The sequence below is a fragment of the Bacteroides sp. A1C1 genome (genome assembly GCF_004328515.1).
Lineage (GTDB): Bacteria > Bacteroidota > Bacteroidia > Bacteroidales > Bacteroidaceae > Bacteroides > Bacteroides uniformis.
Genome location: NZ_CP036491.1, coordinates 2,680,989 through 2,707,148 on the forward strand (window position 1 = coordinate 2,680,989; position 26,160 = coordinate 2,707,148).

General features: G+C 48.3%; 17 protein-coding genes, 2 tRNA genes, 3 rRNA genes and 3 pseudogenes. 22 read left to right on the forward strand and 3 right to left on the reverse strand.

Annotation, left to right across the window (positions count from 1 at the left end; genetic code table 11):
• Positions 1-23 precede the first annotated feature (23 nt).
• The 10 genes and pseudogenes from EYA81_RS10800 to EYA81_RS10845 all read left to right on the forward strand — a co-directional run bounded on the left by EYA81_RS10800 (position 24) and on the right by EYA81_RS10845 (position 12,937).
• Positions 24-653 (forward strand): cyclodeaminase/cyclohydrolase family protein, encoded by a 630-nt coding sequence (locus tag EYA81_RS10800; RefSeq protein ID WP_117601029.1) that lies wholly within the window; start codon positions 24-26, stop codon positions 651-653.
• Positions 650-2,146: a histidine ammonia-lyase gene (hutH, locus tag EYA81_RS10805; RefSeq protein ID WP_117601030.1), complete on the forward strand. Its 1,497-nt coding sequence runs from the start codon at positions 650-652 to the stop codon at positions 2,144-2,146. The genes EYA81_RS10800 and hutH overlap by 4 nt, the downstream gene beginning before the upstream one ends.
• A gap of 155 nt (positions 2,147-2,301) precedes the next feature.
• Positions 2,302-2,964, forward strand: a complete 663-nt coding sequence (locus EYA81_RS10810) for a TetR/AcrR family transcriptional regulator (protein WP_117601031.1) — start codon at positions 2,302-2,304, stop codon at positions 2,962-2,964.
• Positions 2,965-2,991: 27 nt separating this feature from the next.
• On the forward strand, positions 2,992-4,350 hold the full coding sequence (locus EYA81_RS10815) for a TolC family protein (RefSeq protein WP_131225727.1): 1,359 nt from the start codon (positions 2,992-2,994) through the stop codon (positions 4,348-4,350).
• Positions 4,351-4,387: 37 nt separating this feature from the next.
• Positions 4,388-5,404, forward strand: a complete 1,017-nt coding sequence (locus EYA81_RS10820; protein WP_131225728.1) for an efflux RND transporter periplasmic adaptor subunit — start codon at positions 4,388-4,390, stop codon at positions 5,402-5,404.
• 102 nt (positions 5,405-5,506) lie between these two features.
• Positions 5,507-8,677 carry an efflux RND transporter permease subunit gene (locus EYA81_RS10825; protein WP_131225729.1) on the forward strand — a complete coding sequence of 1,057 codons (3,171 nt, stop codon included), beginning with the start codon at positions 5,507-5,509 and terminating at the stop codon, positions 8,675-8,677.
• A gap of 51 nt (positions 8,678-8,728) precedes the next feature.
• Positions 8,729-9,022, forward strand: a complete 294-nt coding sequence (locus EYA81_RS10830; RefSeq protein ID WP_005825638.1) for a PG0541 family transporter-associated protein — start codon at positions 8,729-8,731, stop codon at positions 9,020-9,022.
• Positions 9,023-9,144: 122 nt separating this feature from the next.
• Positions 9,145-10,523, forward strand: a pseudogene (locus EYA81_RS10835) (SGNH/GDSL hydrolase family protein).
• A complete protein-coding gene (locus tag EYA81_RS10840) occupies positions 10,471-11,442 on the forward strand; it encodes an SGNH/GDSL hydrolase family protein (protein ID WP_226791299.1) in 972 nt (323 codons plus the stop codon). Before EYA81_RS10835 ends, EYA81_RS10840 begins: the two are co-directional and overlap by 53 nt.
• A complete protein-coding gene (locus EYA81_RS10845; RefSeq protein ID WP_131225730.1) occupies positions 11,429-12,937 on the forward strand; it encodes an MBOAT family protein in 1,509 nt (502 codons plus the stop codon). Before EYA81_RS10840 ends, EYA81_RS10845 begins: the two co-directional genes overlap by 14 nt.
• Here the strand turns inward: EYA81_RS10845 and EYA81_RS10850 are convergent, their stop codons facing one another.
• Both EYA81_RS10850 and EYA81_RS19650 read right to left on the reverse strand, forming a co-directional pair.
• On the reverse strand, positions 12,938-14,605 hold the full coding sequence (locus EYA81_RS10850) for a beta-N-acetylhexosaminidase (protein WP_131225731.1): 1,668 nt from the start codon (positions 14,603-14,605) through the stop codon (positions 12,938-12,940).
• Between the two features lie 84 nt (positions 14,606-14,689).
• A pseudogene (locus EYA81_RS19650) lies at positions 14,690-14,812 on the reverse strand (AraC family transcriptional regulator); the annotation flags it as partial.
• An 11-nt stretch (positions 14,813-14,823) separates the two neighbouring features.
• Between EYA81_RS19650 and EYA81_RS19945 the strand changes: the two are divergent.
• The 4 genes and pseudogenes from EYA81_RS19945 (at position 14,824) to EYA81_RS10875 (ending at position 17,761) form a co-directional block, all read left to right on the forward strand.
• Positions 14,824-15,009 (forward strand): hypothetical protein, encoded by a 186-nt coding sequence (locus EYA81_RS19945; RefSeq protein WP_370293083.1) that lies wholly within the window; start codon positions 14,824-14,826, stop codon positions 15,007-15,009.
• Between the two features lie 27 nt (positions 15,010-15,036).
• Positions 15,037-16,004 (forward strand): annotated as a pseudogene (locus tag EYA81_RS10860) (TolC family protein); the annotation flags it as partial.
• A 185-nt stretch (positions 16,005-16,189) separates the two neighbouring features.
• Complete coding sequence (locus EYA81_RS10865; RefSeq protein WP_131225732.1) at positions 16,190-16,909, forward strand: SGNH/GDSL hydrolase family protein; 720 nt, start codon at positions 16,190-16,192, stop codon at positions 16,907-16,909.
• A 333-nt stretch (positions 16,910-17,242) separates the two neighbouring features.
• Positions 17,243-17,761 carry an HU family DNA-binding protein gene (locus tag EYA81_RS10875; RefSeq protein ID WP_227201806.1) on the forward strand — a complete coding sequence of 173 codons (519 nt, stop codon included), beginning with the start codon at positions 17,243-17,245 and terminating at the stop codon, positions 17,759-17,761.
• A 131-nt stretch (positions 17,762-17,892) separates the two neighbouring features.
• On the opposite strand, the gene EYA81_RS19655 is transcribed toward EYA81_RS10875, so the two are convergent.
• Positions 17,893-18,513, reverse strand: coding sequence for a hypothetical protein (locus tag EYA81_RS19655; RefSeq protein WP_242672379.1), 621 nt, complete (start codon positions 18,511-18,513; stop codon positions 17,893-17,895).
• A 36-nt stretch (positions 18,514-18,549) separates the two neighbouring features.
• Between EYA81_RS19655 and EYA81_RS10885 the strand changes: the two genes are divergently transcribed.
• From EYA81_RS10885 to EYA81_RS10920, 8 genes are all read left to right on the forward strand, one after another.
• Positions 18,550-20,076: ribosomal RNA gene (locus EYA81_RS10885) — 16S ribosomal RNA — on the forward strand.
• 135 nt (positions 20,077-20,211) lie between these two features.
• Positions 20,212-20,285, forward strand: a tRNA-Ile gene (locus tag EYA81_RS10890).
• Between the two features lie 56 nt (positions 20,286-20,341).
• Positions 20,342-20,415: transfer RNA gene (locus tag EYA81_RS10895), tRNA-Ala, on the forward strand.
• A gap of 122 nt (positions 20,416-20,537) precedes the next feature.
• A 23S ribosomal RNA gene (locus EYA81_RS10900) occupies positions 20,538-23,415 on the forward strand.
• A 73-nt stretch (positions 23,416-23,488) separates the two neighbouring features.
• Positions 23,489-23,599: ribosomal RNA gene (gene rrf, locus EYA81_RS10905) — 5S ribosomal RNA — on the forward strand.
• The 16S, 23S and 5S rRNA genes sit together here with 2 tRNA genes alongside, the layout of an rRNA operon.
• Positions 23,600-23,965: 366 nt before the next feature.
• Positions 23,966-24,412 carry a hypothetical protein gene (locus EYA81_RS10910; RefSeq protein WP_005828652.1) on the forward strand — a complete coding sequence of 149 codons (447 nt, stop codon included), beginning with the start codon at positions 23,966-23,968 and terminating at the stop codon, positions 24,410-24,412.
• Between the two features lie 199 nt (positions 24,413-24,611).
• A complete protein-coding gene (locus EYA81_RS10915) occupies positions 24,612-25,424 on the forward strand; it encodes a MotA/TolQ/ExbB proton channel family protein (RefSeq protein WP_005828650.1) in 813 nt (270 codons plus the stop codon).
• Positions 25,425-25,517: 93 nt separating this feature from the next.
• Positions 25,518-26,123, forward strand: a complete 606-nt coding sequence (locus EYA81_RS10920) for a biopolymer transporter ExbD (RefSeq protein WP_005828648.1) — start codon at positions 25,518-25,520, stop codon at positions 26,121-26,123.
• Positions 26,124-26,160 lie beyond the last annotated feature (37 nt).

Sequence of the window (26,160 nt, forward strand, 5' to 3'; positions counted from 1 at the left end):
TTAATCCTTAATAATTTATTACCATGTTAGTTGATTTGACAGTAAAGGAATTTTTGAATAAAGTGGCGGGTAGTGATCCCGTCCCCGGTGGCGGTAGTATTGCCGCTTTGAACGGTGCCATTGCTTCTGCTCTTGCCGCTATGGTTGCCAACCTCACCATCGGCAAGAAAGGTTATGAACTTCACGAAGAGCTGATGCGCCATGTCTCCGGAGTTGCCTTGCAGCAGAAGGGAGCTTTTGTGGAAGATATAGACCGCGACTCTGAGGCCTACAACAAGGTGTTTGCCTGCTTCAAGATGCCGAAAGCTACGGATGAGGAAAAAGCGGCGCGCAGTGCTGCCATTCAGGAGGCTACCAAGTTTGCTGCCCTTGTTCCCATGCAGGTGGCACGCAATGCGTATGAGTTGATGACAGTCATCATGGATATAGCCCGCATGGGCAATCGCAATGCCGTTACGGATGCTTGTGTAGCCATGATGTCTGCCCGTTCGGCTGTGCTGGGCGCACTGATGAATGTACGCATCAACCTGGGTTCGTTGAAGGACAAGGAGTTTGTGTCCAAGCTCCAAAGTGAAGCCGATGAATTGGAACACTTGGCTTGTGCGAAAGAAAAGGAATTGTTGGACGAAATCAATCAAGAGCTGAAAGTATGAACAATGTCTATTACGTAGGTTCCGGTGAGCTGACCTTCGACCTCATCGAACGCATCATTAATGAAAACTTGAAACTGGAGCTGGCTCCGGAAGCCAAGCTGCGGATACAGAAGTGCCGCGATTATCTGGACAAGAAGATTGCGGAGTCGGAAGAACCCTTGTATGGCATTACCACCGGTTTCGGCTCGTTGTGCAGCAAGAGCATTTCGTCGGACGAGCTGGGTACCTTGCAGGAGAATCTCATCAAGAGCCATGCTTGCAGTGTGGGCGAGGAGATACGTCCCGTCATCATCAAGCTGATGATGTTGCTCAAGGCGCATGCCCTCTCTTTGGGGCATAGCGGTGTGCAGGTTATTACCGTGCAGCGTATCCTCGACTTTTTCAATAACGACGTGATGCCTATTGTGTATGACCGTGGTTCACTGGGCGCCTCCGGCGATCTGGCTCCTCTGGCCAACCTCTTCCTGCCGCTTATCGGTGTGGGCGATGTTTATTATAAAGGAAAGAAGCGCGAGGCTATCAGCGTGCTCGACGAGTTCGGCTGGGAACCGGTGAAGCTGATGAGTAAAGAGGGATTGGCATTACTCAACGGCACCCAGTTTATGAGTGCCAACGGTGTCTTTGCCATTCTCAAAGCCTTTCGTCTCTCCAAGAAAGCCGACTTGATTGCCGCCCTTTCCCTGGAAGCTTTCGACGGACGTATCGATCCCTTCATGGACTGTATCCAGCAGATTCGTCCACACAAGGGACAGATAGAAACGGGTGCCAACTTCCGCAAGCTATTGGAAGGCAGCGAGCTGGTAGCTCGTCCCAAGCAGCATGTGCAAGACCCTTATTCGTTCCGTTGCATCCCTCAGGTGCATGGGGCAACGAAAGACGCCATCCGTTACGTGTCTTCCGTTCTGCTGACGGAAATCAATTCCGTGACTGACAATCCCACTATCTTCCCCGATGAGGACCGTATCATTTCGGGCGGTAACTTCCACGGCCAGCCGCTTGCCATCTCCTACGACTTTCTCGGCATCGCCCTGGCAGAACTGGGCAATATATCCGAGCGGCGCATCGCCCAGCTTATCATGGGGTTGCGCGGACTTCCGGAATTCCTTGTTGCCAATCCAGGTCTGAACTCCGGTTTCATGATTCCGCAATATGCCGCCGCATCTATGGTGAGCCAGAACAAAATGTACTGCTATGCCGCCAGCAGCGACTCCATCGTTTCCTCCAACGGGCAGGAAGACCACGTCAGCATGGGTGCCAATGCAGCTACTAAGCTTTATCGCATTATGGATAATCTGGAGCATATCCTTGCCATCGAACTGATGAATGCCGCTCAGGGCATTGACTTCCGCCGTCCGGCAAAGACTTCTCCCGTTTTGGAGCGTTTCCTGCACGAATACCGCAAGGAAGTTCCCTTTGTGAAGGAGGACATCGTGATGTATAAGGAAATCCATAAGACAGTCGCTTTCCTCAACCGGACAAAGTTTGATTATTAGGAACTTCCCAATAAATCTGCCAGAAACATAATAATTATTAATCTGTTAACAATAAGAAAGGAAACTTAATTGGCGAATTGAGTTTTCTTTCTATATTTGTCTCGTTTTATTCCGATAATGAATAAAAATAGTTTTAGTTTAGAAAGGGAAGAAAAATGGGCGAACACACGAAGCATTCAACATCACGGGTGGAACTAAGGGAACGTATCATTCTGGCCGCTGTAGAATTATTTACAACAAATGGAATAAAAAGTATCACGATGGATGAGATTGCAGCATCTTTGGGTATCTCTAAGCGCACTCTTTACGAAGTTTTTCCGGATAAGGAAACCTTGCTGGAAGAATGTATCCTGAAGTCCCAGAAGGATGGTGATATTTTTGTGAAAGAAGTCATAGAGACTTCCAACAACGTATTGGAAGTTTTGTTGAGATGTTATCAGTGGAGCATAGAGCGTTTTCATGCCACGAACAAGAAGTTTTTTGAGGATATCAAGAAATATCCCAAGGCTTATCAGTTGATGAAGAACAACCGGAACCGGAGCTCGGAAGATACCGTGAACTTTTTCAAAGAGGGCGTGAAGCAAGGCATTTTCCGTGATGATGTGAATTTTGCTATTATCAATCTGCTTGTGCGCGACCAGCTCGATTTGCTGATGAATTCGGACATCTGCAATGAGTATTCTTTCCTTGAAGTGTACGAATCTATCATGTTCACTTTCTTGCGCGGTATCTCTACGGAGAAGGGTGCCCGTGTCCTGGAGGACTTTATCTGCGAATATCGCAAGAATCAGGTAAAGCCGGATGAAACGAAGGAGTAGTTTTAATAAATAATCTATTTTTGATTTATGAAGATGCAGAGATTTTGGGTAGGCAGAGCACTATTGTTGGCAGTTGCTGTGCTGTATGCCGGCGGCTATGTGCGCGCACAAGAGACAAAGGATACCCTGACCCTGACCCTTGACCGTGCCTTGGAGATTGCTTTAAGCGACAATCCTACCATAAAGGTGGCGGAGGAAGAAATTGCTTTGAAGAAAGTGACTCACAAGGAAACCTGGCAGAACTTGCTTCCACAGGCAAGCATTGACGGTACGTGGAATCATACCATCAGTGCGGCACAGATGAATCTTGGCGGACAGTCGTTCAAGATGGGTATGGACAATTCGAATACGGTAAGCGGGGTGCTGAATATCAGTTTGCCCATATTCGCCCCTAGCGTATATAAGGCCATGTCGATGACGAAGACAGACATTGAACTGGCTGTGGAAAAGTCACGGGCTTCTAAGCTGGACTTGGTGAACCAGGTAACTAAGGGTTACTATCAGCTGATGCTGACGCAAGACTCCTACGATGTGTTGCAGAAGAGCTATAAGCTGGCAGAAGACAACTACAACATTGTCAATGCCAAGTATCAGCAGGGTGCCGTCAGTGAGTTCGATAAAATCAGTGCCGAGGTGCAGATGCGCAGCATTAAGCCGAATGTGATTTCGGCGGGTAATGCCGTGACGTTGTCCAAGTTGCAGTTGAAGGTACTGATGGGAGTAACGGCCGATGTGGATATAGAGATTGCCGACAATCTCGGCAACTATGAGACGGAGCTGTTTGCCAATGAACTGAATCAGCCCGCTGCCAATCTGAACAATAATACGACGATGAAGCAGTTGGACTTGAACCGGAAGATGCTCAATCAGAACATCAAGTCACTCCGTACCAACTTCATGCCTACTTTGGGTATGAATTATTCTTACCAATACCAGTCACTCTACAACGAGGACTGGAACATCCTCGATTATAATTGGAGCGGAAGTTCCGCACTGATGTTTACGCTGAGTATTCCTTTGTATAAGGCAAGCAATTTCACCAAGCTCAAGTCCAACCGTATTCAGATACGTCAGTTGGAGCAGAACCGTCTGGACACAGAGCGCAAGCTGAACATGCAGATTACCAGCTATCAGAACAATATGGCTGCCAGTTCCGAGCAGGTTGTCAGCAACCGCGAGCATGTGATGCAGGCACAGAAAGCTGTGCAGATTGCCGGTAAACGCTATGAGGTAGGTAAAGGTACGGTGTTGGAGCTGAACACTTCGCAAGTGCAGCTTACGGAGGCCGAACTGACTTATAATCAGTCCATCTATGATTATCTGGTTGCGAAGGCTGACCTTGACCAAGTACTGGGAAAGGATTATATTGCAGGGAACGAAGAATGAAGAACTAAGAATGAAGAATAGAAATAAAAACAACGATATGAAAAAAGGTTTTCAATGGATGGTCCTGCTGGTGGTTGCCATGCTGGGGGCATGTAGCGGAGGTAGTGATAAAGCTGCTGCTGAGAAGGTGGACGAGAAGCCGAAGGTGAAACTGGCCGAGGTGTCGTCCCGTCCCGTAGAACAGATTCAGGAATACACCGCTACGGTGGAAGCCGAAGTGAAAAACAATATTGCTCCCTCTTCTCCGGTGCGTATAGACCGCATTTTTGTGGAGGTGGGCGACCGCGTGTCGAAAGGCCAGAAGCTGGTCAGCATGGATGCTGCCAATCTGAAGCAGATAAAATATCAGCTGGACAACCAGCAGATAGAGTTCAAGCGTATTGACGAGTTGTATAAGGTAGGCGGTGCCTCCAAGTCGGAGTGGGATGCCGCCAAGATGAATCTCGACATCCGTGAGACTTCCTATAAGAATCTCTTGGAGAACACCTCGTTGCTCAGTCCCATTAATGGAGTGGTGACGGCACGTAATTACGATAACGGAGATATGTATGGCGGTGGAGAGCCGGTACTGGTAGTGGAGCAAATCACTCCGGTAAAACTATACATCAACGTATCCGAAGGCTACTTTACCAAAGTGAAGAAGGGCGCTCCCGTATCTGTGAAAGTGGATGTCTATGGTGACGAGGAGTTCGAAGGCAAAATCAGCCTTGTTTATCCTACCATCAACCCGGCTACCCGTACTTTCCCGGTAGAGATACAGCTTGTTAACCGTGACCAGCGTGTACGTCCGGGAATGTTTGCCCGTGCCACGCTGAATTTCGGAATACGGGACCACGTGGTCGTTCCCGACCTGGCCATTGTGAAGCGTGCCGGTTCAGGCGACCGCTATGTCTATGTCTACAAGGACGGCAAGGTGTCTTATAATAAGGTAGAACTTGGCCGTCGTATGGATACGGAGTATGAGTTGATTTCCGGTGTAGACAATAACTCTCAAGTTGTTATTGCCGGGCAGTCTAAATTAGCCGATGGTGTGGAAGTTGAGGTAGAAAAATAATATGGTAATGTGGTAATGTGATAATATGCTAATGTGCCGATGTAGCTACATTGCGCAGCCAATTAGCATATTAGCACATTGGCAAATTAAAGAATTAATCTTATGAGTTTATACGAAGGAGCGGTTAAGAAACCGATTATGACCTCGCTCTGCTTCCTGGCAGTGGCTATATTTGGTCTGTTCTCTCTGTCGAAATTGCCGGTAGACCTTTATCCGGATATCGAGACCAACACCATTATGGTGATGACTACCTATCAGGGTGCCAGTGCCTCGGACATTGAGAACAACGTGACTCGTCCGTTGGAAAACGTGCTGAACTCGGTCAGTAATCTGAAGCATATCACCTCCCGTTCGTCGGAGAATATTTCTGTAATTACGCTGGAGTTTGAGTATGGATATGACATAGACGTGCTGACGAACGACGTGCGTGATAAACTGGACATGGTGAGCTCCATGCTGCCCGATGAGGTCGAAACTCCCATCATCTTCAAGTTCAGTACGGATATGATTCCTATCCTGCTGCTCTCCGTGCAGGCAGAGGAGAGCCAGCCGGCTCTTTATAAAATATTGGATGACAACGTGGCGAATCCCTTGGCGCGTGTGCCAGGTGTGGGTACGGTGTCTATTTCGGGTGCCCCCAAACGTGAGGTCAATGTATATTGCGACCCCAATAAATTGGATGCCTACAGCCTCTCAGTAGAAACTATCAGCTCTATTATCAGTGCCGAAAACCGGAATACGCCGGGCGGTACGTTCGATGTGGGTAACAATACCTATTCGCTGCGTGTGGAAGGTGAGTTCAAGGATCCCAAAGAGATGGAGAACATCGTGGTAGGTACGCATAACGGTGCTTCCGTCTATCTGCGCGATGTGGCAAAAGTTGTGGACTCTGTGGAGGAACGTGCACAGAAGACGTATAGCAACGGTGTGCAGGGCGCCATGATTGTGGTGCAGAAACAATCGGGTGCCAATTCTGTAGCCATTTCGCAGAAGATAATTGATATGTTGCCGCAGTTGCAGAAGTCACTGCCGAGCGATGTGAAGCTGGGGATCATTGTCAATACTTCCGAAAACATTCTGAATACGATAGACAGCTTGGAGGAAACCATTATGTACGCTATGCTGTTCGTTATCTTGGTGGTGTTCGTTTTTTTGGGGCGTTGGCGTGCCACGGTCATTATTTGTATCACCATACCGATGTCATTGGTTGCCTCATTCATCTATCTGGGTATCATCGACGGCGGTTCACTGAATATCATCTCGCTCTCTTGTCTCTCCATTGCTATTGGTAACGTGGTGGACGACGCCATTGTGGTACTCGAGAATGTAACGACCCATATTGAACGGGGTTCCGAACCGAAGCAGGCAGCGATACATGCCACGAACGAGGTGGCCATCTCCGTAATTGCATCTACGCTGACTATGATTGCGGTATTCTTCCCATTGACGATGGTAAGTGGCATGTCCGGTGTGCTATTCCGTCAGTTGGGATGGATGATGTGTGTGATTATGACGGTTTCCACAGTTTCAGCCTTGTCATTCACTCCGATGATGTGTGCGCAGCTTCTGCGTTTGCAGAAAAAGCAGAGTAAGATGTTCCTTACGCTCTATACGCCGATTCAGCGTGCGCTGGACGGTCTTGACGTGTGGTACCAGAACCGGTTGAACTGGGCTGTGCGCCATCGTCTGACGGTTATGGCAGGCTGTGCCGCATTTTTTGTGGCAAGTCTGTTCTGTGCCAAGTACATAGGTACCGAGTTCTTCCCGGCAGCAGACAATAGCCGCATCGGTATCAACCTTCAGTTGCCCATCGGGGCCCGTGTGGAACGTGCGGAAGCGTTGGCTTCGGAACTGACAAACAAGTGGATGACGCGCTACGGAGATATGATGAAAGTTTGCAACTACACTGTGGGGCAGGCGGACTCTGACAATACGTTTGCTTCCATGCAGGACAACGGTAGTCATATCATTAGTTTCAATATCAGTCTGGTGAGTCCGGGAGACCGTGACGTGACACTGGAAACCGTTTGCGACGAAATGCGTGAGGACTTGAAGGGGTATCCCGAATTGGACAAGGCGCAGGTTATTCTGGGCGGTAGCACAGGCGGCATGAGCGCCCAGGCAAGTGCCGACTTTGAGGTTTATGGTTACGACTTCACCGCGACGGACAAAGTGTCAGCCGAACTGAAAGAGAAATTGTTGCAGGTGAAAGGTGTGAGTGAAGTGAATATCAGCCGTCAGGATTATCAGCCCGAATATCAGGTGGACTTTGACCGTGAGAAGCTGGCATTGCATGGCTTGAATCTTTCTACTGCCTCCAACTATCTGCGTAATCGTGTAAATGGTGCTTTGGCATCTTATTATCGCGAAGATGGTGACGAGTACGACATCCGTGTGCGTTACGCTCCCGAATTCCGTACAAAGATTGAAGATTTGGAGAACATCCTTATTTATACGCCTTCCGGTGAGGGTATCCGCGTGAAAGACCTCGGCAAAGTAGTCGAGCGTTCTGCTCCTCCTACCATCGAACGTAAAGACCGTGAGCGTATTGTTACTGTATCTGCGGTTATTTCGGGAGCACCTTTGGGCGATGTGGTGGCCGATGGTAATGCTATAATTGATAAGATGGACCTACCAAGTGGTGTTTCTATCCAGATTTCGGGTTCGTATGAGGACCAACAGGATTCATTCTCCGACTTGGGAACGCTGGCTGTATTGATTGTTATTCTCGTATTCATTGTGATGGCAGCTCAGTTTGAGTCTTTGAGTTATCCGTTCATCATCATGTTTTCCATTCCATTTGCATTCAGCGGTGTGTTGATGGCATTATTCTTTACGGGAACCAATTTGAATGTGATGTCGCTTTTGGGTGGAATCATGTTGATTGGTATTGTGGTGAAGAACGGTATCGTACTCATCGACTACATCACGCTTTGCCGCGAACGTGGTCAAGCGGTGCTTCACTCTGTAGTCACGGCAGGCCGCAGCCGTTTGCGTCCGGTATTAATGACTACACTGACCACTATCCTCGGTATGGTGCCGATGGCTGTAGGGCAGGGTGAAGGTGCCGAGATGTGGCGTCCGTTGGGGGTTGCCGTAATTGGCGGTCTGACGGTATCTACCATTCTGACATTGATTCTTGTCCCTGTACTCTATTGCTCGTTTGCAGGTGTTGGTATTCGGCGCACACGTAAGAAGATTAAGAAAGACCGTGAGCTGAATGATTATTACCAGTTGCATAAGGAGAAGATGACGAAACCACGTAAACAATGATTAATCATTATCCGTTAATCATTAAACATTAATCACTAAACATTATATAGCGTGAAATCAGTATTTATAACATTCGACCAAGCGTTCTTTGAACGTATCATGGCATTGCTTGATCGTCACAACTGCCGCGGCTTCAGCTATTGGCAGCAAGTACAGGGGCGTGGCAGTAAGACGGGAGAACCGCACTATGGCAGCCATGCCTGGCCCAGTATGTGTTCCGCCATCATCACTATCATAGATGAGGCTAAGGTGGCTCCGCTGCTCGAAGCGCTCCATCGGATGGACAAGGAGACCGAGCAACTCGGACTCCGTGCTTTTGTTTGGAATATCGAACAGACCATTTAATCGGGTCTGCTCTGTCTATAACCGTTATCCCCGGAGAAAAAATCTTGTTTCTTCGGGGATAATTCTTTTTTGTCCGGAGAGATTTTTCAACCTATATCTATATCTTTGCGTCCACATTAGGTATGGAAAAGAATTCATTGAAATATACGGGTCTGTTGGCGTTTATCGTATGGGGTGCATTGTTGCTGATGCATCTGTTGCCAAGTATTACGATGGGTGGCCGTGTGCTGAGGCGTGTGGATATCTTGGGGGACGTGCGTCGTCCTTCCAAGCCGGTGAGTGAGCCGGACAGCCTGCTGCCTCCGCCCCGAAGGTGAAGCCCGCCTTTGTGGACACCTGCCGTGCGGGCATGACGTGCATTGAAGATTATAGTGATTCTACCATGCGTGGCATGACGCGGTTCTATCAGGCACTCGACGAGCTTGCCAAAGCACCCCGTCCGGTTCGTATCGCCTACTTCGGCGACTCCTTTATCGAAGCGGATATTCTGACGGCTGATTTACGCGAGATGCTTCAGCAGAAATATGGCGGTTGCGGAGTAGGTTTTGTCACCATTACGTCCATGACCAGTGGCTTCCGCCCTACAGTGCGTCATTCCTTCAGCGGATGGGAGAGTCATTCTGTCATGGACTCCGTGTTCTTTGACCGTAGCAAGCTGGGAGTCTCCGGACATTACTTTATTCCGAATACCGGTGCTTATGTGGAACTGCGGGGGCAGAAGAACTATGCCTCCCGTCTGGACACCTGCCAGCGTGCCAGTATTTTTTTCTATAACCGTGGCACAACCACCCTTTCTGTCCGCGTCAATCGTGGCGAAGCAACTACTGAGACTTTTGAGCCGATTGATGATTTGCAGGAGATGACGGTAGAGGGAAATATCGGTTCTGTCCGTTGGACGGTGGAAAGTGCGGACTCCACCTTGTTTTATGGCCTTGCCATGGACGGTACTTCCGGCATTGTGCTGGATAACTTCTCACTGCGTGGCAGCTCCGGCCTCTCCCTCCGTTCTGTTCCCGTGTGGATGATGCGCGAGTTCAACGAACAGCGTCCTTACGATTTGATAATCCTGCAGTACGGACTGAATGTGGCTACAGAGCGCGGACGGAATTACGACAAGTACATTGCCGGCATGCAGACAACGGTGCAGCATCTCAAGGAGGCCTTTCCGCAAGCAGCCATCCTCATAGTCAGCGTGGGCGATAGGGACTATAAGACCGAAGAAGGGGAGCTGCGTACCATGCCTGGCATCAAGAATCTGGTTCGTTATCAGCAGAATCTGGCAGCGGATGAGGCTGTCGCTTTCTGGAACATGTTCGAGGCCATGGGTGGGGAAGGCAGCATGGCAGACATGGTGCATGCCAAGCCGTCACTGGCCAATTATGATTATACGCACATCAACTTCCGTGGTGGAAAGCATCTTGCGGGATTACTTTATGAGTCTTTGATTTATGGCAAGGAACAGTATGACAGAAGGAGGGCCTACTATGAAGAGGAGCCATAAGGAGGATTTACGATTGTACGATTTACGATGTATGATTTGCTGCGCGGTGCTGGTACTGATTGCGGCGATACGGCCGCTCCATGCACAAGACATACTGCCAGGCAGCCTTTCGTGTCATACCGGTGGAGCGGATTGTGATACTCTCTGCCTCTATTCCCAACGTACGGATACGGTGTCTGTCCCTTTGATAACTTTTCCCGCCGCATTCCGGCAAATGAAGGAGAATGTACTTACCGACAGTCTGGGTATTCTTAATCCTTTCTGGGAGAAGTTGCGTCTGTCCCGGCTGGGTGCTTCCGCTGATACGCTTCGCATCGTACATGTGGGCGACAGCCATATACGCGGCCATATCTTCCCCCGTACCACCGGTGCGTTGATGCAGGACACTTTCGGGGCAGTCTCTTATACCGATGTAGGTATCAACGGTGCATTTTGTACTACTTTCACCCGTCCGGACCGTATTGCTGATATTGCGGCTCTACATCCCGACCTGCTTATTCTTTCCTTCGGGACGAACGAAAGCCATAACCGCCGTTACAATACAATGTTGCACTATCGCCAGATGGATGACCTTGTACGCATGCTTCGCGAGAAACTGCCGAATGTACCGATGTTGATGACCACTCCTCCGGGCTCTTACGAGAGTTTCCGGCAGCGTCGCCGTCGTCGGACCTATAAGATTAATCCGCGTACTGCCGTTGCCGTGCAGACCATCCGCCGCTATGCCGATGAAAACGGATTGGCGGTATGGGACATGTACGAAATACTTGGCGGTACCCACCGTGCCTGCCTCAACTGGCAGGAAGCCGGATTGATGCGTCCGGACCATGTACATTATTTGCCGGACGGTTACCGCCTGCAAGGCGAGCTGTTCTGCCAGGCCTTGTTAAAAGCTTATAACGATTATGTGGAATATTGAAGAATTTTTATCCGGATTGAATATAGACTTGGACCGTTTGCGCGATGTCTTCACTTATGACCCGCAAGCCCCGATGATATTCAGCAGTGGTATTTTCCTCTGGCTGTTTGTCGCTTTTATATTGGTTTATCTGTTGTTGCAACGCCGGACGACGGCGCGTTTGCTGTTTGTCACCTTGTTTTCCTATTACTTCTATTATAAAAGTAGTGGCACTTATTTTTTCCTGCTTGGACTGGTGACGGTCTGTGACTTTTTCATTGCACGTTTGATGGCACGCGAGGCTATTCCCTGGCTACGTAAGGCATGGGTTGTGTTGAGTCTGTTCATCAATTTGGGATTGTTGTGTTACTTCAAGTACACCAATTTCCTGGGCGAAACTTTTGCCTCGCTGACGGGAGGAACGTTCACGGCAATGGATATTTTCCTTCCGGTGGGCATCTCTTTTTTCACTTTTCAGTCGTTGAGCTATACGATAGATGTGTATCGTCGCCAGATAACGCCTCTGGGCAGTTTATTGGATTATGCTTTTTATGTTTCCTTCTTTCCCCAGTTGGTGGCGGGGCCTATTGTACGTGCCCGTGATTTCATTCCGCAAATCTGCCGTCCACTGTTTGTCTCCAGGGAGATGTTCGGGCGTGGAATCTTCCTCATCGTGAGTGGACTCTTCAAGAAAGCGGTCATATCGGACTATATCAGCGTCAACTTCGTAGAGCGTATCTTTGATAATCCTACTCTTTATTCGGGGGTGGAGAATCTGATGGGTGTCTATGGCTATGCCTTGCAGATTTATTGCGACTTCTCCGGTTACAGTGATATGGCTATTGGCATTGCCTTGTTGCTGGGTTTCCATTTCAATATCAACTTCGATTCTCCCTATAAGTCCGCTTCCATTACGGAGTTCTGGAGGCGGTGGCACATCTCGCTTTCCAGTTGGTTGCGCGACTATCTTTATATCTCTTTGGGAGGCAACCGGAAGGGGAAAATCCGCCAGTACGCCAATCTCATCATTACCATGTTCCTGGGTGGCTTGTGGCATGGAGCTTCGTGGAATTTTGTCCTTTGGGGGATGATGCACGGTGTTGCGCTTGCAGCCCACAAGTGCTGGATGACGCTCACCGGACATAAGAAAGGTGCGGAAAGCCGTGGCATTCGCCGGTTCTTCGGGGTGCTTATTACTTTCCATTTTGTTTGTTTCTGCTGGATATTCTTCCGTAATGCGGAGTTTTCCACATCAATGGATATGCTGAGGCAGATATTCACTACTTTCCGTCCGCAACTCTTCCCGCAGTTGGTGGCAGGCTATTGGGAAGTGTTCGCATTGATGGCATTGGGATATTTCCTGCATTTTGTGCCCGACAGTTGGGAACGTGCCTGCACAAAAACAGTAATCCGCCTTCCCTTGTTGGGAAAGGCGGTACTGGTGCTTGCTGTAATCTATCTGGTCATTCAGATGAAAAGTTCGGAGATACAGCCGTTTATTTATTTCCAGTTCTGATTACTTCTTCTCGGTAGCAGTGGAGTCTGCCTGCTGTCGGAAGGGTTCCCGGTAGTTGAGCCCGTCTCTCCGGTAGAGGCTGATGAGTCCGGCCAGTCGGGTAGTGAAGTTTGTATAATCTTTCTTTTCCTGTTGTGTCCATTGTACTTCGGCAAGGGCGGCCATACGGGGGAGAACCATATACTCTACCTGCTCGCTGGTCGGGATGTATTCTGTCCAAAGGTTGGCTTGTGCGCCGAGTATGTGCTTGGCTTGTTCTTCGGTCAGTGAGGCGGTAGGATTCAGACTGTATACTTTTTCCAATGGGACAAAGCCTCCGATGGCAAATGGTTCGTGCCGGGTATCCTCACTTTGGTAATAATCAAAGTAGCAATAGTCGTTGGGTGTCATTATCACGTCGTGTCCCAGTTGGGCCGCTTTGATTCCTCCTGCCGAGCCACGCCATGACATAACAGTTGCGTTAGGAGCGACGTCGCCTTCCAGAATCTCATCCCAGCCGATAATCCGGCGTCCTTTACTATTGAGGAACTTTTCGATACGTGTCATGCAATAACTCTGCAGACGGTCTTCGGCTGTATGGTTCTTGTCGGATTTCAATTTTTCGGTTCTGATACGCGCCTGGCATTTGGGACACTTTTCCCAACGGGTGCGGGGAGCTTCGTCACCGCCGATGTGGATGTATTTGGAAGGGAATATATCAATGATTTCGGCCATGACATCTTCGAGGAACTGCATGGACTTTTCGTTGCCGATGCACAGCACATCTTCGAATACTCCCCAACGTGGACACACTTCATACGGTCCACCGGTGCATCCCATTTCGGGATAGGCGGCCAGTGCGGCAAGCATGTGTCCGGGCAGGTCTACTTCGGGGATGACCGTGATATAGCGCTCCTCGGCATATTTTACGATTTCCTTGGCTTGTTCCTGCGTATAGAAACCGCCATATCGGGTATTGTCATACTCTTCGGTATTCCGGCCGATGACGGTACGGTCGCGCCAGGCGCCAATTTCCGTCAGCTTGGGATATTTCTTTATTTCTATTCTCCAGCCTTGGTCTTCGGTGAGGTGCCAGTGAAAGGTATTCATATTGTGAAGTGCCAGTAAATCGATGTATTTCTTGATGAACTCAATGGGGAAGAAGTGGCGGCCCACATCGAGGTGCATGCCTCGGTAGCTGAAGCGGGGTTCATCCTGGATGCTGCCGGCAGGCAATAGGATAGAGGTGGCTTTGGTTTCGGCAGGGATTGATTTACGCAGGGTTTGTATACCGTAGAACACTCCGTTCTCGGTCTGGCCGTTTAGGGTCACCCGGTCGGCTTTGACGGTCAGCACATAGCCTTCCCGGTTGCGGATAGCCGGATCCAGTCCTAATGTGATGGCGCCTTTGGGCGCTTCGCTCCCCGGGGCAAGGGCTTCTGTCTGGAGGGTGTGGCCGGTGGACTGGCTGATGTATTCAGCCAGAAACTTAGCATTACGTTTCAAAAGTTCATTGTTTTCGGGGTAGGCGATGATGGTACCGGCATTCAGGTTGAAGGGAGATTCCTGACTCAAGGCAACTTCCTGGGGCAGGGGGATGACTTGATAGTTGGCTGTTGTTTCTACCCCGCATGAAGAGCAGGCCAGGACGAGGGTACCTGCAAGGAGCATGTGTGTAAGTTTTCTCATGGCATTGAATTGATTAAATTAGTGTCTGACAAATATACGCAAAAAATACTAAAGAGGTAGAGGATAAGGGGGATTTATGTATGCTTATGCTTCAGTTCTCTTTGCTCTATACTCCTTGGGTGACATTCTCGTGTGTTTCTTGAAATATCGTCCGAAAAAAAACTGGTCGGGAAAACGGTATTTGTCGGCAATCTCTTTCAGTATTAGCTGTCGCCGGCTTGGTACTGACCAGTTGCGGCATCTATACCAAATACCAGCGCCCGGAGGACATCACAACCGATGGACTTTATGAACACGATTTGGACGGGCAAAGTTTGGATAGCCTGAGTCTGTTTGCGGCATCGGACACTGTCTCCATCGCCTCCCTTTCCTGGCTCGAGCTTTTTACGGACACGCAATTATAGTCGCTCATCGAGCAAATCTTGCAAGGCAACACCGACTTGCTTTCCGCCCAGCAATGCATCAGGGAGGCAGAAGCCACGCTGATGTCGGCCAAACTTTCGTACCTGTCTTCGTTTATGCTCACTCCGCAGTGTGGCGTCAGCAGTTTCGACAATTCCAAAGGTTCGTGGACCTATTCCGGTATTGCCTCGGCAAGTTGGAGAGTCGATATTTGGGCTAATTTGACCAGTGCCATGCGCTGCTCCAAAGCGCTCTACCTTCAAAGTTTGGAGTACGAACAAGCCGTCAGCACTTCGCTGATAGCTATGTGGCCAACCTTTACCTTGCTGATACTTGACGAGCAATACCGCATTTCCGAAGAAACAGCCGCCAGTTGGCGCGAAAGTGCACGCACCATGCGAGCCATGATGGCTGCAGGCATGACGAACGAGGCGAGTGTTTCGCAATCCGAAGCCAACTGTCGCCCAGGTGGAAGCTTCGCTGCTCGACCTCCGGCAGCAGGTAAGGGAAATGCCGCCCGTTCTGCTTTCTACCCCTCCATCACCCTGAGCGGTACAGCTGGCTGGACCAACTCGGCAGGAAGCATGATTGTCAATCCCGGAAAACTTCTTCTGTCTGTCATCGACTCGCTGACACAACCCTTGTTCAACAAAGGGCTGAACGTGGCACAGCTCAAGATGCCAAAGCACAGCAGGAAGAAGCCAGGCTCGCTTTTCAGCAAGTTTTGCTTAATGTCGGCAGCGAAGTGAACAATGCTCTGACCCAAGTGCAGGTAGCCCGTGGAAAGACGGAGCTCTGCACAAGGCAGATAACTTCACTGGAAACTACCGTCCGCAGCACCCGGTTACTGATGCGGCACGGCACCTCCACCTATCTGGAAGTGCTCACTGCCCAGCAGGGGCTACTCTCTGCCTAACTGACACAGGTAGCCCACTGCTTTGATGAAATACAAGGTATCATCAACCTCTATCAAGCCCTCGGTGGAGGGCGGGAGTAAAATATACTCTTTCTCATCTTCATTCTCTTGCTCCTCTATCAATCCGGCATTTCCTTTTTTGTGGAAATCCGGCGGTAGAGGAACTTTCATATAAGCGGGCTATGGCAAAAAAACTACGGTCTCCTGCCGTCAAACCGGGACAAACTTTATAACTTTGCGGCATACGACATAAAAATCTATTGATTATGAACTGCAAATCCTTGTTTTTTCTGGCTATTTTCTCCCTGCCCCTTATATCAGGGGTGTTTGCTCAAAAGAAAGTTTCTATTCTTGGCGATTCCTATTCCACTTTTTACGGTCATGTCTCTCCTGCCGCCAATCTCTGCTGGTATGGAGTTCCCGGCGAAAAGAAAGAGAATGATGTGACAAAGATGGAGGAAACCTGGTGGTACCGTTTCATCCATGAGCACGGCTTTCAGTTGGAACGCAACAATTCCTATTCCGGCTCCACCGTCTGTCATACCGGTTACGAGAAAGCCGATTACTCCGACCGTTCTTTTATCACCCGTATTCACAACCTCGGCACCCCCGACATAATCCTTGTTTTTGGCGGTACCAATGACAGCTGGGCAGGTGCCCCCATTGGCGCATACCAATATGATGGCTGGACGAAAGCCGATTTGTATAGCTTCCGTCCTGCCTTTTGCTATCTGCTTGCATCTCTCAAGCAGCTCTATCCTGCGGCCAGGATTTATAATATTACCAATTCTGAATTATCCGAAGAGGTAACTGATTCCATGGATGAAATTTGCCGGCACTATGGCATCGAGAATATTCGTTTGCACGACATTGATAAACAATGGGGGCATCCTTCTGTGCAAGGAATGCAGAGTATTGATGCTCAGGTTTGGGAGTCTGTCTCCCCGATATTGGAGGCTTCTGTTTCTTTGCCTGCCAAGAACTAAAGACAGACCCATTGGGAGTTATCCTTTTCTATCCTAGATGCTAATCTTTCCACTGCCGTATTCTTTTCTTTCCACAGCTGTGGAAAGAAAAGAATACGGCAGTGGAAAGAAAGTAAAATCCTTGTGGCAAGAAAAATAATTAGTACCTTTACTGCCAGCTTCTGCCGATTTCGAGAACATTTCTTCCCCAAGTTTGCTGCAAGTTTCCCTCAATTCTCTATAAACCATTAATTTAAATTATTTTATGAGTGCTTATTATGACCTTTATGAAACGCCCGTCCCGAAGGCGAGGAACCGAAGTCGCTACATGCCCGTGTCTGTTCCAAGGGAACCATTTCCGGTAAAGAGTTCATGGAACGGGTTTTTCGTGAAGAACATATGCCCCACGCCATGGTTGTGGGTATTGTGCAAGCTATCACCACTACGCTTGGAGACTGGCTGGCAAAGGGCTATACGGTGGAGATAGAGGGACTTGGCTTCTTCAGCACCACGCTGAAGTGTACCCATCCGGTGATGAATAAGAAAGAAGTACGTGCGGAGTCGGTCAAGATGTCCACGGTGAAATTCCGTCCCAGCATCGAATTCAAACGTTATGTGGCAGGTAAGATGGAGTTGGAACGTGCGGATAAACGCTTCTTTCCGGATAAACCGAAAGCAATGGGCGACATGGCTGCCCGTGAAAAAAGCATGATGGACTTTCTGGAGGCTAATATCTGTATCACTCGTGCAGAATATTCCCGCCTTGTCCACGTCACCGCCCGCCGGGCTTCGAGGGATTTGCAGACATTTATCGATTCCGGCGTGATTCGCAAGCGCGGTGCCTGTCGTTCAGTGGTCTATGTCAAGGTATGAATTGGAGCTTGTATTGCGCGCGCGTATATATATAATGTGTCCCTTCCTTTCCTTATCCCAGTTTCCTTTAAAAAACATGCTTTAAAACATATCTATCAATCAGTGAGTTATGAAAAAGTTCATGGAATCTCTCAAAAAAACCGTGTATAAATTTTGCAGATGTCCATAAAAGGCCTACTTTTGCATCCGCTTTCGGGAACGAAGGCGGCGATGTTTTGACATTCTGACAGTAAAACGGAGCGGTAAGCTTCCATTTTTCTCTTCTTTGCCATCGGTTTCTTCCGGAACTTCGGCCTTGGAAAAGAAAAATGAAAAAAAACTTCTGAAAATATTTGGAAGTTATGCTTTAAAGTTCTTACCTTTGCACCCGCTTTTGAAAATGAAAGCAGCGCGAGTTGACATTCTTTTAAAAGAAACGGTGCCTGGTTCTTCTTTCTTTTTCTTTTTGCCTCCCTTTCGACAAGAGAGACGACGAGGAAAGAGAAAAGAGAGAAAAAAACTTCCGAAAATATTTGGAGGATATACTTAAAAGTTCTTACCTTTGCATCCGCTTTCTGAAAAGAACAGCAATCGTGAAACGAGCGATCTTTGAACAGATTTACATAAACAATACAAGTAGTACAAGAGCAAGGTTTTTCCTTATCAATGGGGAAAGCCTTGGGTAAAACAAGAGAACCGTCAATACTTATTTTATATAGGTAAAGATAAACTTTTGAATTCGAGCGTCCTGAACAGATAACAAGCTGTCGCATATTAATTTTTTTAATTTGCGCAGTCACGATACTTTTACAATGAAGAGTTTGATCCTGGCTCAGGATGAACGCTAGCTACAGGCTTAACACATGCAAGTCGAGGGGCATCAGGAAGAAAGCTTGCTTTCTTTGCTGGCGACCGGCGCACGGGTGAGTAACACGTATCCAACCTGCCGATGACTCGGGGATAGCCTTTCGAAAGAAAGATTAATACCCGATGGTATATCTGAAAGGCATCTTTCAGCTATTAAAGAATTTCGGTCATTGATGGGGATGCGTTCCATTAGGTTGTTGGCGGGGTAACGGCCCACCAAGCCATCGATGGATAGGGGTTCTGAGAGGAAGGTCCCCCACATTGGAACTGAGACACGGTCCAAACTCCTACGGGAGGCAGCAGTGAGGAATATTGGTCAATGGACGAGAGTCTGAACCAGCCAAGTAGCGTGAAGGATGACTGCCCTATGGGTTGTAAACTTCTTTTATACGGGAATAAAGTTAGGCACGTGTGCCTTTTTGTATGTACCGTATGAATAAGGATCGGCTAACTCCGTGCCAGCAGCCGCGGTAATACGGAGGATCCGAGCGTTATCCGGATTTATTGGGTTTAAAGGGAGCGTAGGCGGATGCTTAAGTCAGTTGTGAAAGTTTGCGGCTCAACCGTAAAATTGCAGTTGATACTGGGTGTCTTGAGTACAGTAGAGGCAGGCGGAATTCGTGGTGTAGCGGTGAAATGCTTAGATATCACGAAGAACTCCGATTGCGAAGGCAGCTTGCTGGACTGTAACTGACGCTGATGCTCGAAAGTGTGGGTATCAAACAGGATTAGATACCCTGGTAGTCCACACAGTAAACGATGAATACTCGCTGTTTGCGATATACAGTAAGCGGCCAAGCGAAAGCGTTAAGTATTCCACCTGGGGAGTACGCCGGCAACGGTGAAACTCAAAGGAATTGACGGGGGCCCGCACAAGCGGAGGAACATGTGGTTTAATTCGATGATACGCGAGGAACCTTACCCGGGCTTAAATTGCAAATGAATGTTCTGGAAACAGATCAGCCGCAAGGCATTTGTGAAGGTGCTGCATGGTTGTCGTCAGCTCGTGCCGTGAGGTGTCGGCTTAAGTGCCATAACGAGCGCAACCCTTATCGATAGTTACCATCAGGTTATGCTGGGGACTCTGTCGAGACTGCCGTCGTAAGATGTGAGGAAGGTGGGGATGACGTCAAATCAGCACGGCCCTTACGTCCGGGGCTACACACGTGTTACAATGGGGGGTACAGAAGGCAGCTACACGGTGACGTGATGCTAATCCCTAAAACCTCTCTCAGTTCGGATTGGAGTCTGCAACCCGACTCCATGAAGCTGGATTCGCTAGTAATCGCGCATCAGCCACGGCGCGGTGAATACGTTCCCGGGCCTTGTACACACCGCCCGTCAAGCCATGAAAGCCGGGGGTACCTGAAGTGCGTAACCGCGAGGAGCGCCCTAGGGTAAAACTGGTGATTGGGGCTAAGTCGTAACAAGGTAGCCGTACCGGAAGGTGCGGCTGGAACACCTCCTTTCTGGAGTGACGTCTCGACTCGATCGTTGGTTCTTGAAGTTATGCTTCCATAAGAACCTCTTGTACTGCGCGTACTTGTTTATTAAAATATACGAGAAAAGTAGAAGCCGAGCCGTAAGGCGAGGGTTTGACTGACAGTCCTATAGCTCAGTTGGTTAGAGCGCTACACTGATAATGTAGAGGTCGGCAGTTCAACTCTGCCTGGGACTACTTCTCAGTTGGTGACCGACCGGTTACGATTTAGCGGGTCTTTCATCAATGGTGAAGGGGGATTAGCTCAGCTGGCTAGAGCACCTGCTTTGCACGCAGGGGGTCAACGGTTCGAATCCGTTATTCTCCACTTCTCAAGATTAGGAATTATCTTTAATCCTTAATCCTTGACAACGATCTTTGACATGATGTGACCAAAAAAAGTAAAGTTGAAAGCTGAAAGTATATATCGACCATACGTGATCGGTAAGACAAAAAGTAAGTAAGGGCACATGGCGGATGCCTTGGCTCTCGGAGGCGATGAAGGACGTGATAAGCTGCGATAAGCCGCGGGTAGGTGCAAATGACCTTTGATCCGCGGATTTCCGAATGGGACAACCCGATATCCTGAAGGGATATCATCCCGCAATGCGGGAGGCTAACGCAGGGAACTGAAACATCTTAGTACCTGCAGGAAAAGAAAATAAATAATGATTCCCCCAGTAGTGGCGAGCGAACGGGGAACAGCCCAAACCATCCATGTTACGGCATGTGTGGGGTTGTAGGACCACGTTGTGGCAAGAAAGTTGGTGAGCAGAATGTTCTGGAAAGTACAGCCATAGAGCATGATAGCTGCGTATGCGAAGCCAACCGAAGCCTAGTGGTATCCTGAGTAGCGCGGAGCACGAGGAATTCTGCGTGAATCTGCCGGGACCATCCGGTAAGGCTAAATACTCCCGAGAGACCGATAGTGAACCAGTACTGTGAAGGAAAGGTGAAAAGCACTTCGAACAGAAGAGTGAAATAGTTCCTGAAACCATGTGCCTACAAGCGGTCGGAGCACTTTTAGTGTGACGGCGTGCCTTTTGCATAATGAACCTACGAGTTACTTTTTCCGGCGAGGTTAAGGATCTCAGATCCGCAGCCGAAGCGAAAGCGAGTCTGAACAGGGCGTATAGTCGGAAGGAGTAGACGCGAAACCAAGTGATCTACCCTTGGGCAGGTTGAAGGATGGGTAACACCATCTGGAGGACCGAACCAATAAGCGTTGAAAAGCTTCTGGATGACCTGAGGGTGGGGGTGAAAGGCTAATCAAACTTGGAGATAGCTCGTACTCCCCGAAATGCATTTAGGTGCAGCCTTGACTTATACTGACATGAGGTAGAGCGACTGATAAGATGCGAGGGCTTCACCGCCTATCAAGTCTTGACAAACTCCGAATGCGTGTCAGTTCTATGTCAGGAGTGAGGGCATGGGTGCTAAGGTCCATGTCCTAAAGGAGAACAATCCGGACCAACAGCTAAGGTCCCGAAATGAATACTAAGTTGAACTAACGAAGTCAGATTGCTAAGACAGCTAGGATGTTGGCTTGGAAGCAGCCATTCATTTAAAGAGTGCGTAACAGCTCACTAGTCGAGGAGTTTGGCGTGGATAATAATCGGGCATAAGTATTCTACCGAAGCTTTGGGATGAGAAATCATCGGTAGGGGAGCATTCCACTCAGCGTCGAAGGTAAGGCGTGAGCCTTGCTGGAGCGTGTGGAAAAGCAAATGTAGGTATAAGTAACGATAAAGGGGGTGAGAAACCCCCTCGCCGAAAGACTAAGGTTTCCTGATCAACGCTAATCGGATCAGGGTAAGTCGGGTCCTAAGGCTCAGCCGAACGGCGAGGCCGATGGCAGAACCGGTTAATATTCCGGTACTACCTTAAGGAGTGACGTGGAGACGGAGTCGTGACAGCGCCGCGGACTGACGGAATAGTCCGTTGAAGGGTGTAGATGTTGATTGTTCCAGGCAAATCCGGAATGAGAGTCGAACCTGACAGTATGGAGCGTCCTTCTGGACAATCCAATAGTGCGTGTAATCATACTTCCAAGAAAATCCGCTAAACTTAATCCTTACGGTACCCGTACCGCAAACGGACACACGTAGTCGGGTTGAATATACTAAGGCGCTTGAGTGATTCACGGTTAAGGAACTAGGCAAACTGACCCTGTAACTTCGGGATAAAGGGTCCTCAAGCAATTGAGGCGCAGAGAATAGGTCCAGGCAACTGTTTAACAAAAACACAGGGCTGTGCAAAATTGAAAGATGAAGTATACAGCCTGACACCTGCCCGGTGCTGGAAGGTTAAGAGGAGACGTCATCGCAAGAGAAGCGTTGAATTGAAGCCCCAGTAAACGGCGGCCGTAACTATAACGGTCCTAAGGTAGCGAAATTCCTTGTCGGGTAAGTTCCGACCTGCACGAATGGTGTAATGATCTGGACGCTGTCTCAACCGTGAGCTCAGTGAAATTGTAGTATCGGTGAAGATGCCGATTACCCGCGATGGGACGAAAAGACCCCGTGAACCTTTACTATAGCTTAACATTGAATTTGGGTAATTGATGTGTAGGATAGGCCGGAGGCTTTGAAGCGGGCACGCCAGTGTTCGTGGAGCCGCTGTTGAAATACGGCCCTTTGATTATTTGAGTTCTAACCCGCTGTTGCGGGGACACTGTTTGGTGGGTAGTTTGACTGGGGTGGTCGCCTCCAAAAGCGTAACGGAGGCTTCTAAAGGTGCCCTCACGACGATTGGTAACCGTCGGCAGAGTGTAATGGCATAAGGGCGCTTGACTGGGAGACTCACAAGTCGATCAGGTAGGAAACTAGAGCATAGTGATCCGGTGTTTCTGTATGGAAAGGACATCGCTCAAAGGATAAAAGGTACTCCGGGGATAACAGGCTGATCCCTCCCAAGAGCTCATATCGACGGAGGGGTTTGGCACCTCGATGTCGGCTCGTCACATCCTGGGGCTGGAGAAGGTCCCAAGGGTTGGGCTGTTCGCCCATTAAAGTGGCACGCGAGCTGGGTTCAGAACGTCGTGAGACAGTTCGGTCTCTATCTATCGTGGGCGCATGAAATTTGCGTGGCTCTGACACTAGTACGAGAGGACCGTGTTGGACTGACCTCTGGTTTACCGGTTGTGCCGCCAGGTGCATTGCCGGGTATCTAAGTCGGGATTGGATAAGTGCTGAAAGCATCTAAGTACGAAGCCAGCCACAAGATTAGATTTCTCAGGGTCGTTGTAGACTACAACGTTGATAGGACGCAGGTGTACAGGCAGCGATGTCATAGCCGAGCGTTACTAATTGCCCGTTCACTTTTTGCCTTGCCTTGTATGGAGGTATATACGTTCAGCCATAAATGAATGCTTTGCTTTTTTCGCATCATGTCTACCTTATTCAGGTGACTACAGCACCGGGGTTCCACCTCTTCCCATTCCGAACAGAGAAGTTAAGCCCGGTCACGCCGATGGTACTGCGTAACAGTGGGAGAGTAGGTAGTCGCCGTTTTTCAGAAGAAGCCTCCGTGTCTGATAAGGATACGGAGGCTTTGTTCGTTTTATATACCTCTCCTCTAACATTCCGTTTCTACCGCTAATCACTATACCTTATTATATATAATTATTCATCGTATATTCATCAGATTAATTCCCGAATTAAGGTGCTAAATGAATGATTAAAAACGTTTAAAATCAGTATTTTATATCCTATTCCCACTTTCGTATTTCATATATTATTCGTACCTTTACAGAGTATTAAAAGGTATAGTAAATCCTTTAATCAGTGAACAATTTAATCTTTTTACAAAAGAAAGTAATATAGTTGTAAAACAAATAAGAGAGACATCTGTTATTTATTGTAGAATCATTAGACGACATGAAAACAACTGTAAAGACATTCTGGATATGCATGCTACTGATGTTGACTTGCAGCATTAGCGGTAAAGCCATTGACCTGGTGCAGGTGGATGACAGAATGGCCGGAACTGCTGAAGTTTCCGCTTCTTTATCTTCATGTTCTTCTACTTCCGACAATAGTATTGACAAGAAGAATTCATTGTTCACGAATACCAAGTTCGCATGGACTACGGATGTCGAACTGGGAAACAAACCGGTTTCCGAAACTTACTCTTCTCATCAACAGCGTTTGCGCAGGGTGATTGAAGACAATCTTTTCCTCAGAAACATTCTTTTGATGTTATCCAACCACGAGAATCTACTCGTGCAAGGCCGCTCTAAATTATACTACTCAGATAAAGACCCGTACTATGCATTGACGGGCAGTGATTACTATATTTATACGCTTCGGCGGATTTTGATTTAGCCAACTTTTCTTCTTATTGATTTCCCCCTTTTTCTCCTTATTGTCTTGAAGAGACTGAAGGCAGGTGACCTTTAGTGTACATATATGTTAGTTAAGGTTGCAAGGATGATTACGCCCTATCGGTTCGTAAGCGGGAAGTCGTATCCCTATGCTTTATTTTCAAAACTCTATTTAAATACCAACAATTAAACTTTTCATCATGGAAACTACTCAAAAAAAAGCAGCCTCTTTTAAAGGCATCAGATCCGCCGGTTGGGTAATCGTAATCTGTTTTATCATCGCCGTGCTTATTTTTCACTTTGTGTTGGGAAATCCCTCCAACTTTATGAACAACGACCCGAACAACCATCCGTTGCCGGGTAACTTCCTCGGTACCATCTATAAAGGTGGATTCATTGTTCCTGTAATTCAAACGCTTTTGCTGACTGTCATCGCACTGAGTATTGAACGTTATATTGCCATTGGCGCTGCCTTTGGTAAGGGGTCATTGGTGAAATTCGTAGCTAACATCAAAGCAGCCTTGGCTGAAGGTGATATGAAGAAGGCACAACAAATCTGCGATTCACAACGTGGTTCTGTAGCCAATGTGGTAAATGCCACTTTGAAGAAGTATGCCGAGATGGAGAATGACACAGAGCTGTCCAAAGACCAGAAACTGCTTGCCATCCAGAAGGAATTGGAAGAAGCCACTGCGCTGGAACTGCCGATGATGGAGCAGAATCTTCCTATTATTGGTACCATCACGACTTTAGGTACATTGATGGGATTGCTCGGTACAGTTATCGGTATGATCCGTTCATTTGCCGCCCTTGCAGCCGGAGGTTCAGCCGACTCCATGGCTCTGTCGCAAGGTATTTCCGAGGCTTTGATTAATACTGCCTTCGGTATCTTGACCGGTGCATTGGCCGTTATCTCCTACAACTATTATACAAACAAGATTGACAAGTTGACTTACAGCCTCGATGAGGTTGGTTTCTCCATCGTGCAGACTTTTGCAGCTACCCATAAATAGTTGACTGCTGATAGTTGGAGCTGCGCTGTGACGTAGGCTTCTATTATCTATTCAACGAATGAATTCTCAATTTTAATTTTCAATGAAACGATTATGGGCAGAGCGAAAATAAAAAAGAAAAGTACGTTCATCGATATGACGGCGATGAGTGACGTAACTGTACTGCTGCTGACCTTCTTCATGCTGACTTCTACGTTCGTGAAGAAAGAGCCGGTACAAGTAACGACTCCCGCCTCTGTATCCGAGATTAAGATTCCGGAGACAAATGTACTCCAGATATTGGTCGATCCGAGCGGAAAAGTATTTATGAGTCTGGACAAGCAGTCCGACTTGCGCGAAGTGCTGGAAGCTATGGGGCAGGAGTATGGAGTGACTTTCACTCCGGAGGAAACTAAAAAATTCATGCTGGCGTCTACCTTTGGTGTGCCGATGAAGAGTATGAAGAAATACCTCGACTTGCCGCAAGACCAGCAAGATGCTGTATTGAAGAATGAGGGGATACCGACAGACAGTATTGACAATCAGTTCAAGGCCTGGGTACGCAACGCCCGTGCAGTGAACAGTGATTTGCGCATTGCCATCAAGGCAGATGCCAATACTCCTTATTCCGTAATAAAAAATGTGATGAATTCACTTCAGGACCTCAGAGAGAACCGGTACAACCTGATTACTTCTCTGAAGACCACAAGTGAGGAGTGACAAGCTACGAGTTACAAGTAGAACAAGAAAGGAAACA